At 41.2% G+C, this 13,889-nt stretch carries 5 protein-coding genes; 1 reads left to right on the top strand and 4 read right to left on the bottom strand.

Translation table 11 applies throughout. The features are described from left to right. Window positions 1-153: 153 nt before the first annotated feature. The 4 genes from G498_RS0101340 to G498_RS15275 all read right to left on the bottom strand — a co-directional run bounded on the left by G498_RS0101340 (window position 154) and on the right by G498_RS15275 (window position 11,137). Window positions 154-414: a hypothetical protein gene (locus G498_RS0101340; protein ID WP_026979483.1), complete on the bottom strand. Its 261-nt coding sequence runs from the start codon at window positions 412-414 to the stop codon at window positions 154-156. A gap of 23 nt (window positions 415-437) precedes the next feature. After that, complete coding sequence (locus G498_RS15280) at window positions 438-1,184, bottom strand: hypothetical protein (RefSeq protein ID WP_026979482.1); 747 nt, start codon at window positions 1,182-1,184, stop codon at window positions 438-440. Window positions 1,185-1,403: 219 nt separating this feature from the next. Then, window positions 1,404-6,002 (bottom strand): T9SS sorting signal type C domain-containing protein, encoded by a 4,599-nt coding sequence (locus G498_RS0101330; RefSeq protein WP_026979481.1) that lies wholly within the window; start codon window positions 6,000-6,002, stop codon window positions 1,404-1,406. A gap of 266 nt (window positions 6,003-6,268) precedes the next feature. After that, window positions 6,269-11,137: a GEVED domain-containing protein gene (locus tag G498_RS15275; protein WP_052122265.1), complete on the bottom strand. Its 4,869-nt coding sequence runs from the start codon at window positions 11,135-11,137 to the stop codon at window positions 6,269-6,271. A 778-nt stretch (window positions 11,138-11,915) separates the two neighbouring features. Between G498_RS15275 and G498_RS0101320 the strand changes: the two genes are divergently transcribed. Then, window positions 11,916-13,835 carry a T9SS type A sorting domain-containing protein gene (locus G498_RS0101320; protein WP_035744682.1) on the top strand — a complete coding sequence of 640 codons (1,920 nt, stop codon included), beginning with the start codon at window positions 11,916-11,918 and terminating at the stop codon, window positions 13,833-13,835. The last annotated feature ends 54 nt before the right edge of the window (window positions 13,836-13,889 follow it).

The following is a 13,889-nucleotide window of genomic DNA, read 5'->3' as shown; positions in this document are numbered from 1 at the left end:
TAAAAAACATCGACAAAATGCATAAAAATAAGAATAGTAGTACAATAATATTAACTTTTATTGTAATATTTGTTTTAAAAAGATAAATACTACATTTTTGAAATACATTCATAACAAAAACAGGTAAAATACTTATTGTTTAAGTTTTTGTGTTTAGTTCTTTTGTTTTTTTAGGTTGGAAACGTGTTTTATTTGTTTTTCATGTTTTTTTGTAACGGAATCCCTAATGGTTATAATCTTTTGGTCTTCTGTTTGCTTTTTTAAAGTTAAAGCCCGGCGTTCTATCTTGGATTTTTCTGCATGAATCTGGTTTGTGATTTTCTCAGAAGTTTCTTCAATCGTTGGTTTTTTCTCGTTTCCTAATCTGCTGTTCGATTGTCCGATTGCAGCAGTCGAAATGAGTAGTAGAAACATGGTGAAGTGCATTGTTTTCATAATCAGCGATATATTACAGTAGCATGTATTTCCCCACAGTTAGTTGCAGTGGTACAATTGCCTCCTAAGGTTATATTTGAATTGCCGTATGGTCTGGATGAATACAGCTGAATCGTGTGCGCTCCCGATGTTACACCATTCCAGACAGTTGATATACTGCAAACATTAAAACTGTTGGTGTTGCTCCCCGGATTTACAATGGAAGTTCTGTTCCAGCCTCCCTGTGGTAATGGCGCACCGTCAACATATACTACGGTATCAAAAACAGAATATTGTCCACTATTGGTAGAATTGTTGGTGCCTCCTAAAACAGCATCGATTTTTACATCGACAATCTGGCCGGCAGGTACCGTGAAATTTATGGTACAGCCGGGTTGTAAGGTTAAGGTGGCTGAATTAACATTGTTTCGGGAATTTGTGTTGTAAGCATGATATTCTTTAGTTGTTTTGCTGAAACACGACCAGACTGGTGTAGCGGCTGTTCCGTTATTAAAATACAATCCTTTTCCGCAAGGCAGTGCTGCGTTGGTATTGTATACCATCAGTCCGGGTTTAGGATTCGGGATTTTTACCGCATCGGTTTCTGAGGCAAGATTTACATTTGGGATGGATACTCCTTTGTCTGTAGCTGTTACATCAAGACTGGCAGATGCATCCGGTGTTGTGGTGCCAATTCCAACCTGAGAAAATCCATAATTGCCTGACAGTAGAAAAAATAAAAAAAGAAATAGTAATGATTCACGTTTCATATCGCTATTATTTAGAATTGATACTTGTGATACAAACGCTTTCTTCGGGTTTTGGAAAGTAAAGTTATTTTTTTTATCGCATCCGTTTTACAGTAAATTTTTGAAATTGGATGAAATGTCTTAAATAATCGATATTCTGAATTTGTAATCTGAATTGATGGGATTAAAAAAGCCTTTCAGGAAAACTGAAAGGCTTTTTACTTGTAATAAGCAGGAAATCTAATAGATTACTTTTTTGTTTACGACCACACCATTGTCCAGTGTTACTTTGACAATTAAAGCTGTTTGTGTAGGTCGTAAGGTAGCTGCCATAAATTCGTTGGCATTTACTTTAGTGTTTGATAATAAAAGTTTACCTAAAACATCGTACACTCTGATTTCTTTAATTGGCTGTAAAGTCGATTTTACATTTAAGTAGTCATTAGTGTAAATGATTACTGCGTTCTCAAGCGTTGTAACTTCGTCGTTGCCCAATGTGTTGTTGGTGTAACGCAATACAAAACGATCTTCGAATTCTCCAATTTCCGATGTGAAGTTGTATGGAGCCACTTTCAGATCGTGAATTATATTCAGTTTTTTATCTTCAAGATAAATGTTCTGATTGTTGAATTCGGCATCAAAATGATCAATACCGATAGTGTAATTGTCCTGAGCTGTCGCTTTATAACCCAGCGGTACAAGATCATTTTGGTTGAAAGGCCAGAAGCGTCCCTGAATGGTCAGTTTTTTATTGGCGCCTAACGAGTAGAATTTCACGGCATTACCGGCTAAAGCCTCACCGTCTAATCCTCTGTCCCAAGCCAGAGTTGCTCCTTCGGCATATCCGACAAGAATTTGACTGAAACCGCCATTGTTGTTAGATAAATTCAACCACACGCGCTGACTTGTAAAGCCTTCCGTACTGAAGGAGTCAATATTGTTGTTTTTTCCAGCAGTAGTTTTCAGGAAGTTAGCGTTGTTGCCGGCCACCCTCATATTGTTTTTGAAGACAGCATTTTGGGTGCTTCCGTTTGCCATGGCATCGTCTGCACTGATGAAGAAAGACTGTCCTGATGCTATATATTTAGTAGGTGCTGTACCGCCTGACGGTGCAGTAGTCGTTGCTCCTAAGCTATTAACTGTAGCATAATCATTTACCGTATAATTAGAAACATAGTTGCCGTAGAATGGATCCGGAGTTGCAGCAGTAGGAGGTGTATTGTGTGTCCACAGATAAATGGTTCCGTCTACAACCGGTACATTCGCAGGGTCTGATAAGAACGTTTGGATATCAATTGCTGAAGGATACGGGTTACCAATCAGGTTCCATTCGTCGTCGGCATCCAATACTGTTGTAGAACCACCGCTTGGTGTTGTGCTGCCCATGTTGGCATTTGTTCCTTTTGAAATCGGCACAGTGATATCACCATTGTTAGGCGTTCCTACAAACGTAGTGGTATAGGTTTGTTTTGTCCCTGATGAAGGGAAAGTACTAGGTGCTCTTGCAATGATACCAAATGTCGGATTCATGGCTGTTCCGGTACCAACTTGTGTCCAGATTCCGTTTCCACCCGCTTGTGTTGGAGTGTATCTGTAAATCAGATTCGTTCCGGAAGTCAGGTTCCCAACGGCAAAGTTTGAAGCAGTTGTTACCGGCGAATTCCAATAGGAATAGTCTAAACGGTACATCGGTTTGCTAGTGCGTTTGATATGGGCAATACCAGAGTTAGCGCTGTTGTTAATTTGTACTAAACTACCGGTGTCTTCAAGAATCAAGTCTCCACCTGCAGCAATGGTTACTGCGTTTGTTACAGTAATTGTATTGGCTGGGTTAACAGTTAAAGTAGCACCGCTTTGGATGTTAAGGTTACAGGCAGCAGCAGCAGCTCCACCGTTAATAACCGGTTTGTTTACGGTGTTTGGAATTAATACCCCTTGTGTAGCAGTTGGTACTCCGGCAGGCGTCCAGTTGGCAGCAGTGTTCCAGTTGGTACCGGCAGAACCGTTCCAGGTTTTGTTTGCGCCTACTGTTACGGTAGTCTGATCGGTTTCTTTTAGAATTGTTCCGTTACACAAGGTATAAGTAACCTGAGCGGTATAGGTTGTTGTTGTTGTCGGACATACAGTAAGCGTAGGGGAAGTTCCGATAACCGGACCGGTAGCCGTTGGTCCTTCGAACCATTGTAAATTGGTTATGGATGTTCCCGAAGGGGTAAATCGCCATGCTTCCCCATTTGTTGGTAAAACGGTCCAATCGGCATCTAAACCATTTCTTCCCGGCGCAACCACCGCAGCAGTTCCGGCAGCATTTTGAACCCCAACGATAGCGTTACCGCCATTCCAGGTTCCGTCAACTCTTTTTTCTTTAATATATACTTCGATGATGTTTGTGTTTTCATACAAAACCATCATTCCTGTGTAAAGTAAACTGTTGTTGCTAAACATCGGCACATTACTCCAAGAAGCCACCAAAGCTCTACAGCCGGAATTCAATGTGATTAATTCCCAGCCCACTTCACCGCCAACACTTGGGTCAATATCGTGATAAACCCCGTAAATAGTATTGGCAAACAAAGCACCTGTCGTACTTGGCAGGTTGTTGCTGAAAGAATATCCCGAACCAGTGTTTGCCTTAGACATATCAAAAGTTAAAACGCCATTAGAACCAATTACACACTGGTTGTAGGTGTTTCCGTAGAAACAGAAGTTGAACGGCAAATTAACAGGAGCCGACCATCTGTCGTCAATATTAACACTTACCGGATTCGCCAAACAGCTAAACTGATAAGGTGGGTTGTAAGGAATAGAAGTTACGGTATACGTAGTCGTGTTTCCTAATTGAAGATACGTAGCTTCCAAATCAACACAGCTTCCTGTGGTGCAGTCTATAGCTGCCGGATCGGCACCGTTTAATCCTAAACCACCTGTTATAACATTAGGACAGCCTAAAGTAGAGGTTCCTGTACCAGGTCCCGGAGTACAAGGCGTAATACAGTTTCTTGTAATCGTGAAATTTCCTGTAGTGGAGCCTGTTGTCCAATAGGCAATGTATACGTAGTATGTTTGACCTGCAACCGTTGTAAAAGTAGCAGATTCTGGAGACGAGTCAGTACATGCGATGTTGGTAAAAGAACCACAAGCGTTTCCTGTAACTACGGATAATTTGATGTCGAAATCAGGACTTGTGGAAATAATCGTTTGCGCACCATCTCCCACGAAAGTGTACCATACCCCGTAATTACTCATGGAACAGCCGGTACCGTGAGCGACTGCTCCCGTTGTTCCGTTTGTTGTTCCGTATAGGGTGTCGCCACAATTAAGCGTAGTTGCAGTGGCACAGGTTGTATTGGTAGCGGTTATTGGTGTGTTGATACAAAGGGTAAAGGTGGAGTCCTGACCAGTTGTTGAAGTCCAGGAATATACCTGAACATAGTAAGTATTTCCAATAGTAAGGCCGGAAACTACACTACTGTTAGGGTCTGAACAAACCAAAGAAGCGCCTAAACTGCCGCAGCTACCGCCGTAAACCGCATGTGCTAAGTCGGTAGTACTTCCAGATACGTTTGTTAGGTTGATGTTATGGGTTGTGGAGGTGGCCACAAAGCTAAACCAAACATCATCATCAGAAGTTCCTAATCCACAGTTTGTACCCGAGTTGGTTGCGCCCTGGATGGTTCCGGAAACACTGTTTGTGCAGCTTAAATCTGTGTTGGTTAAAACAGCTATCGCGCCTGTACAGTTATCGTTACTAAGCGGTGAATTTACGCAAAGTGAGAAGTTACCTTGACCTGAACCATTTCCAGAACTATAAATACGAATAAAATAGGTCGTACCGATTGTTAAACCGGTTAAATCTGTAGTTTCTGCTGCTGTTCCAGTTGTTGCATTAATACATGCTAAACTGGTAGGAGTACCACAACTGCCACTAAATACCTGAAATGAGGCATTTACTAAAGTGGAAGGGGTTACCGTAACGGTATGGGTAGTGCTTGTAGCGACGAATTTATACCATACGTCATCATCTGCAGCACCACTACAACCTGCCAAAGATTGGGTTGCGCCCAAAGTTGTTCCGGTAAGAGTGTTACAAGATGGGTTGTTGCTCGCGGTAACCGTGATTGCTCCAGCGCAATTGTCATTTGACGGTGCGGCGGGAACACTTGATATTAAGGAGATGTTGTCAATGGCCGCCGGAGGTTGTGTACCTAAAGAGCCGTCGTTTGTCCATTCAAAAACCAAACGGAAAGTGGTTCCGGCTAAATTTGTAGGTAACGTAAGCGTACCCGATGAAGTCCATGCATTTTGTTGGTTGAAATTTCCGCCTATTTGAATGCGGTTACCGGCTGCCGTTATAGCTGTACCGTATGCTGGATTAGTGCCGCTAGGAATAACCCATACTCTAAGGTAATCATAGCTTGATTCTCCGTAGCCTTTCCAGTCAAAGCTTAAAGTTATAATGCTTTCGCCGGCAGGAACCGTTATGTTTCGGTATAAGTGCGCCACTCTTGCGTTACCAGTTGTGTAGTTGTAAGCAGGAGTCGCAGCATTGCTGTCTGAAATATAAGCACATCGGGCACCCGTGTAGCCGGTAGCAGCAGTACTGGTTACCCAGCGGGTATTGTTTCCGCTACTGGTAATGGTCCATCCGTTTAAAGCCGGGGTGTTACCTGTTTCAAATCCACCGTCGCCCGTAGGGGAGATAAGAGTGGTTTGAGAAAAGCCGGAAAAACTTAGGGTAAAAAAAGCAAAAAGGAACAACGTAAGAAGCCGTTCTTTTAAGAATTGTTTTCGTTCCACAAATCTGTTGAAGAAAGTTGTGGTAAAGTAGTTTTTTTTCACGATTTTTGGTTAAATTGTTATATAAATGTTAATTCTTTAATTCTTAAGGGTGAAAGTAATGATTTGTCGATAAAATCCCAAAAAAATCGATGAAAATTAAAATATTCTCTAAAATCAATGAAAGATATCCCTTGTGGTTGCTGGGTTTTTGGGTTATAAATATTTTTCAACAAAAAATTAACAAGTAATAAATGGTGGGTAATTAGTAGGAATAAAAAAAAGCTCCAAATCTTGGAGCTTTTTTTTAAAAAGAGATTGTGAGAATTTTAGTAAATCGCTTTTTTGTTTACTACGGTTCCGTTGTCTAAAGTAATCTTCACAATCAGAGTACTTTGTGTAGGGTTTAAAGTTGCAGCGGTAAATTCATTCGCGTTAACTTTTGTTTCAGACAGAAGTTGTTTGCCCTGAATGTCATACACCCTAACTTCCTTAATAGGTTGCGCGGCAGACTTGATGTTTAATTTATCTGTCTTGTAAAGTATAACAGAATTTTCAATAGCTGTTATTTCTTCCGTGCTTAACGTTTGGTTAGTGTATTTCAATACAAAGCGGTCTTCAAATTCACCAACGTTTGAAGTAAAGCTGTACGGTGCCACTTTTAAATCGTGAACAACATTTAAAACTTTGTCTTCAAGATAAATGTTCTGGTCGTTAAACAGCAGATCAAAATGGTCGATTCCGATAGTGTAGTTTCCTTGTGCAGTTGCTTTGTAACCCAAAAGAACCACATCCTCCTGATTAAACGGCCAAGAACGTCCCTGAATGGTTAATTTTCTGTCTGCTCCCAAGGAGTAGAATTTTACGGCATTACCGGCTAACGCTTCTCCGTCGAAACCTCTGTCCCAACCTGAGGAAGCACCTTGTGCATAACCCACTAAGATTTGGCTGAAACCACCATTGTCGCCTGATAAGTTTAACCACAAGCGTTGCGTTTCAAAACCATTGCTGTTCAGATTTTCATTTGTGTCTGAAGTTTTAAAGAACATATTGTTGTTGTTCGTTACACGCATTGAGTTTTTGAATACCACATTCTGAGTAGTACCGTTCGCCATAGCATCATCTGCACTTACGAAGAAAGATTGTCCTGCGGCAATGAAAGTGGTAGGTGTTGCGCCTCCTGATGGTGCCGTAGTGGTGCCTCCTAATGAATTAACCGTTGCGTAGTCGCTCATGGTGTAATTCTGAACGTAGTTACCATAGAATGGATCTGGTGTGGCTGCAGATGGTGGAGTGTTATGTGTCCAGATGTAAACCGTACCGTCGATAACCGGAATGTTTGCCGGATCGTTAAGGAAACTTAAGATGTCAATTGCGGAAGGGTATGGGTTACCGATTAGGTTCCATTCGTCATCTGCATTCGTTACAACTGTAGAACCGCCACTTGGTAACGTACTGCCCATGTTAGCGTTTGTCCCTTTTGAAATCGGCATGGTAATGTCACCGTTGTTTGGTGTTCCTGCAAATGTAGCCGTAAACGTTTGTTTTGCTCCGGAAGTAGGGAAAGTGCTTGGGGCTCTTGCTATGATTCCAAAGGTAGGGTTCATAGAAGTTCCGGTGGCAACTTGTGTCCATGTTCCGTTTCCGCCAGCCTGAGTAGGCGTATATCTGAAAATTAAATTTGTTCCGGAAGTAAGGTTGCCTACTGCAAAAGCGGAAGCAGTTGTTACCGGAGAATTCCAATAGGTGTAATCAGTGCGATACATCGGTTGTGAAATTCTCTCGTAAGTAATTCTACCGGTATTGGCAACATTGTTAATCTGAAGTAAACTACCGTTGTTTTTCACGCTGAAAATACCGCCGGCATTAACATCAATCCAATCTGTTATGGTAAGATTGTTGTTCGATTGTAATTCTAAATTTCCGGTATTTTTAACCGTAAGATTTTTACCAAAAGCATTATAGCCAGAACCTGAAATAACAGAACCATTTGGTGCTGTAGGTACTACAACACAAGTGTTGGCATCTGGTACACCTACAGGCTCCCAGTTGTTAGGGTCATTCCAGTCGTTAGTAAGGCCTTTCCAGAATTTGGTTTTATTGTTAACGGTAATCAATTTTGAAACAGGACAGCCGTTAGATAAGGTGGCAATAGCTGTAAAAGACCAGTCAGGGCTTGTTAATTGGGCGCCCGTAGGTTTAACATAAACTGTTGAAACACTCTGTGCTACATAAGGAATGGTACAAGCTGCATCGATAAAGGCAGATACAGAACCGCCACTCCAGGTAAAAGTTGTGTTCATCGGTCTTGTTCCGTACAAACGTACATCGTCTATGGCCCATCCGTCTGCCCAAGCAGAACCTCCGGCTAAATGGTAACGGAAACGCACCATTAAACTCGGAGCACCGGCGTAAGCTGTTAAGTCTAAAGTAACCTGAGCGAAATCACCCGCGTATCCTTGTGTAGACGTGTACGACTGAATAGTTGTCCAGGCGCCTCCTCCATTGGTTGAAACATCAATGTCTGCCCATTGTGCCGGCTCTCCTGCATAATAAGAGAAGTGATGTCTGAATGTTAAAAACAAATCGGTATAAGGTGAGGCATTTAAAACACCTGTTCTTAAAATCATGTCTTTAGGGTTAGGAGCAGAGAAGTCTGATACCGACAGAGCAAATCTGTCGCCAACAGAACGGGATACCAAAGCCGGTTTCCAAACAGCGCCGGTAGGGATGTAAGGACTGGTTTGTACCATCCATTGTGTATTGGCACTTGCTGCAACATTCTGACGGATTAAGGATCCGAAAGTTCCGTCATTAAAGTTAACATTAACCAGGTCTTCTACCATAACATCTCCGGAAGCTGTTATGGAAACAATGTTGTTCTCTCCACATACTTCAGGGGTAGAAGGTGTTACGGTAATAATGGATGAAAGGTTAACTTTTGCAATTACTTTTTCTCTGAAAAGCGATTCGCAGGATCCGTTATAAGCGGCTACGTAATAATTGGTTGTGGTTCCGATGGAGGGTGTAGTCCATAAATTGGTGTTGGATGTGCCAATTAAAGATCCTCCTGTTGCGGCATCGTACCAACGGTATTCCGTAACGCCTGCTGTTCCGTAGGCATATAGGTCTACTGTTCCGGGTTCACAACGGCTTCCGTCTGTAACCGAAGTTATTTTGGCCGGACAGTCTGCTACAACTGTAATGGTGTAATCTTCTGTTTCGCCATTTGCTAAATTTCCGCAAGGGCTAAATGCTTGTGCGGTTTCGTAGGCACGGATTCGCATTCTGTAGTTTCCTGGAGCAGTACCGAGTGGCACCACAAAACCGAAGGAACCGGCAATTGTTTGTACACCACCGGTCTGATACACTAATTCCGGAGCGGCATCTGTAAAAGTACCGTCTTTGTTCCAGTCTACCCAAACACGCATAAACATACGGGATTGTGCTAATAAATAATCTACGTTAATACCGCCTCCTTCAACTTGCGTAGTTGTTGGCAACGCAGTATAGTTGGCATAACCTCCGGCTGTTCCTCCGGTGTTCATGTTAGACATATTGGTTAAGTTACCGATAGTCTGAACACTTTGAATATAACGGGTGTTAGGGTTGGAAGAGGTTGGGGTACAATAACTTACGCTTAAAGTGGTTGTACTGCCGTTTAACGGTGTGCTCGTGTAGTACAAAGGTCCTCCTGTACAAGCAGAATTATACGAGTAAACAAAGATGTAATAGGTTGTATTTGCAGTTAACCCTGTGGCGTTAAAGTTATTGTTGCTGTCTACGTCAACCACATAATTTCCACCAGTTAGGTTTTGTCCTGCTACATAAGTAGTACCGTTGTTAAGTAAAGCTGTCGGGGCAATGCCACTTTGGTTGATGATAACCAAATAATTGTCAGGTTGCGGAACAGCGTGTGTAAATGTACCGGAAATAGAGTTTCCGGACGGGCTTAGGTTTAACGCTGTTGCCTGTGCTGTTGGGGTACTACAAGGCGCCGGAGCTACTACATAAACAGTATAATCTTCAGCTTGTCCGTAACCTGTTGATGTACATGATCCTGTGTAGGCGTTATAGTTTTTTACAACTCTCATTCTTGTATAACCAAGAGATGCGCCGGCTGGCACCGTTATATTTGCTGTTGCTGAGATGGCATCGGTTCCAGTTGAGTTGGTAATAATGCCAATGTTGAACTCCTCGGTTGCCGTAGATTCAAAGATGCCGTTTTGGTTAAAATCAATATAGACTCTTATGTAATTATTGTAGTTTCCGGCAGTGTTTCCTTTGGCAGAAAACGAATACGTTTGTCCTTGAATTACTGTTGCCACATCGCAAAATGCTTCATTGGCAGGTGTTCCGTTAAGTGTTGCGGATGTGGTATTGTTAATACCAGCAAAAGTAACGTTTGTGATGGGTTCAATTGCAGTTGTGTATGTTTTTGTACAGTAAGAGTTGGTGAATGCCGTAGTGTAGGTAATGCGAATCATCCCTTGAGCGCCGGCACCACCTCTGTAGTTTCCACCGGTTCTACTTGCGCCGGAACCGCCGCCCCCATATAGGGTACCAGCTACCCCGTTTGCGCTTCCGGATACGCCGCCGCCGCCATTCCCTGCAGGTGCTACTCCGATCCCGCCTGTTCCAATATTGGCATCTTGTCCATTTGCAGCAGTTCCTGCTCCTGCGCCACCACCACCAGATGTGCCTCCGGATGCAGTTCCGCCATTACCTCCTCTGAAAACTACTGTTCCGGTGCTTCCTGCTACTGTTCCTCCGTTACCTCCGGCACCAGTATAGGCACCGCCAAAACCACCCTGGGCAACTACTTGATTTGTGTTCCACGTGGTGTTTTCACCGTTGTTTCCGTTGGTGTTTCCGGAAGCAGTTTGAGCCCCGCCAGCACCAACAAAAAAGTTGATTGTTGTATTTGGGGTAACTGCAACGGTTGATCGTGCATATGCACCACCGCCACCGCCACCGGCTTGAGCGTTATTATTTCCTTGCCCTCCGCCGGAGCCTCCTCCTCCCCAACATTCCACGGTTATGGAGGTAACATCACAAGGAACCGTGAAACTTCCGTTTCCTAGTGTTGTAAAGGTTTGCGTAGTCTGTGCAAAGCCTTCAAAATGAAGGATTAAAAAGAATAGGGAGGCAAAAAATGAAAAATATTTTCTGCATTTTTTAAAGTAATTTTTTTTCATAGGGCAATACATTAATGTCTTTAGCAAGTTATAATTTTTTTGACACAAATACTTAAACGGATGTGATAAAAGTATTGATAAAATGTTGTGTCTCAGACATGGTGTTAAACTTTTTATTTATAATAAAGTTTAACTGTTAATTAAGTGTGATTTTTTTTGTTCTTTTCTTGTAATAAGGTGTTTTTTTGTTGTAAATGCAATTTTATTTTCTCGTTTCTAGTCATGGTTTTGTTGTTTGATGTGTGAAATTTCGTCCTTCTTAGGTTGGTTTTGTATTTTACCTTTTGTTATATATTTTTTTTACTGATTTGTTTTACTGTTTTCTTTTTGGCAATGTTTTCAGAATATTGTGAATTCGTTACAGTAGTTTATTTTTTAATGGTCAATAATTTTGATGTTAGGTTGTTTACAGTTGTAGTTTGATAATCGTTTCGGAACTTTATAAACGACATTTGTTACTATAGCGTCTTTTTAAAAGTAAGAAAAAAACCATAAAAATATAAAAGACAACGAAAATGTAAAAAATGTAGTTTTTTTCATAAAAAAAATAATTTTATACAACAAAAAATGAACTTTTTGTTAAAGATAACATAAAAAAAATTAAATATCCAAAAAAAAAATATTAAAAAAAATACAAATTAGCGGGAGAGGAATTTGTTTTTATAGATATAATCTGCCTTTAATCGATTTTTAACAAAAAAACGTGAGCAAATATTAAATGTTAATTAAAATATAATATATTTGTTTTATCATAAGTATTCACCCAAAATATCTGATTATGAGAGGAAAACTACTTAAAAATGTATTAACACTATCCTTCACAATCGTTGGATTCAGTGTGGTTTCGGCACAGATGTATGTTAGCCCAAACAGCTATGTTTACGTTAATAACGAGCAGGTTTTTATAACCAGCGATTTGGAATTAAATGCAGCTACCAGTAATTTCTATCTGCGAAATGACGGACAATTGCTTCAGGGAACAACCGGAGCCGGGGTGAATAAAGGTGTGGGAGATTTGTCTGTTTATCAGGAGGGAACCTCAAATAATTTCGGGTACAACTATTGGTGTTCTCCGGTTGGTGTTCCGGCTGCTGCGGCAGGGAATAATGCTTTTGGAATCGGTCAGTTAAAAAGACCGACCGGGGTTACATCTTTTGGAGGACAGAGTATTACTACCGGTTTGGACGGTTCTTCGTCAAACAGTTCGTTAATTATTTCAAACCGATGGATTTATAAATTCATCAATGCGAATCAATATTCCAACTGGGTTTTTGTTGGCAGTGCCAATACAATTAATGCCGGAGAAGGATTTACTATGAAAGGGGTTAGCGGTTCCGATGCTACTACAGTATTGGGCGTTCAGAACAATCCGGGCAACAACCAGCGTTACGACTTTAGAGGAAAACCTAATGACGGAACTATTAACATAGCAGTTGGCAATGTTGACGGTCCAAATTATGAAAACAGAACGCTTACCGGTAATCCGTATCCTTCAGCTATTAATTTAAATGCGTTCCTTGTGGAAAACAGCGGAAAAACGGTTAACTATACAACCGGTGCTATTTCTGCGGGAGGTCCTGTTAATGTTATTACCGGTGCAGCCTATTTTTGGGAGCATGTTAAACCGGCAACGTCGCATTATTTGGATCAGTACGTAGGAGGTTATGGTACTTATACACCTAACGGGGCTAACATTGGTACACCGGGAACTTATGTTTCAGCAACCTGGAATACTTACAACCCGGACGGAACTCCAAATACTACAGGCGGGAGCACTGGCGCAACGTACAAAAGAATGTTTTCTCCTATAGGTCAGGGCTTTCAGATACAGGGAGTTGCGGTAGGAAATGCACAAATGAAAAACATTTACCGTGTTTTCAGAAAAGAAGGAGTGGCTAATGATTCACAATTTGAGAAAAACACAAATGCCGGTGCATCAAATCTTGGAAGTGACGATAAATGGGATGAAATTCAGAATGTGGCCGGAACCGATTATAAACAGATTTCAAGAAAACCGGTTCCACAAATTAAACTGCATACTGTTTTAAACAATCAATATACGAGAGAAGTAGCGTTGGCGTTCAATCCAATTGCAACAGATGGTGTAGACAATACTTTTGACGGGCAGTCTCCGGACAGTAGCTTACCAACAGATGTGTACTTTCCGCTTGAAGGCAAACAATACGTAATTTCCACAGTAGCGTTTGATATTGATAAAAAAATCCCGTTTGCTTTTAAATCGGCTGGACAGGCTACTTTTAGAGTGACTGTGGGTGATTTGGTGAATTTTGAAATGGCAGAGAATATCTTCCTTCACGATAAGTTAACCGATATTTACTACGATATTAAAAACAATTTCTTTGAAATAACATTGCCGGCAGGTAACAATAAAGACCGTTTTGAAATTACCTTTAAAGATGCTGCTGCCTTATCTGTGAACGATGCTGCGGTGAATTCTCTTGAAGTTTATCAGAACAATGGTGGTCATGTATTGACAATTAAAAATCCGCTTCAAACCGAGTTGAAATCCTGTGAAGTCTATGATGTAACAGGAAAACAGGTTTTTGCTAAAAAAGAATTAGGAAACAATGATTCTTATGAATTCTCCACCAGTTCTTTAAGCGAAGGGGTTTATATTGTTCGTCTGAATACAAAAGACAATCAGCAGGTAGGTAAAAAAGTAATAGTGAAAAACTAATATTGTAAACTACAGAACAGAAGTGCAATCGAAAGATTGCACTTTTTTATTTTT

Origin of the sequence: Flavobacterium suncheonense GH29-5 = DSM 17707, assembly GCF_000430025.1 — a bacterium.
Taxonomy (GTDB): Bacteria; Bacteroidota; Bacteroidia; order Flavobacteriales; family Flavobacteriaceae; genus Flavobacterium; species Flavobacterium suncheonense.
This window is presented reverse-complemented; position numbering and strand designations above follow the sequence as displayed.

Coding starts and splice junctions, on each gene's coding strand:
- G498_RS0101340 (WP_026979483.1), bottom strand. CDS start 414: ATGTTTCTACTACTCATTTCGACTGCTGCAATCGGACAATCGAACAGC.
- G498_RS15280 (WP_026979482.1), bottom strand. CDS start 1,184: ATGAAACGTGAATCATTACTATTTCTTTTTTTATTTTTTCTACTGTCA.
- G498_RS15275 (WP_052122265.1), bottom strand. CDS start 11,137: ATGAAAAAAAATTACTTTAAAAAATGCAGAAAATATTTTTCATTTTTT.
- G498_RS0101320 (WP_035744682.1), top strand. CDS start 11,916: ATGAGAGGAAAACTACTTAAAAATGTATTAACACTATCCTTCACAATC.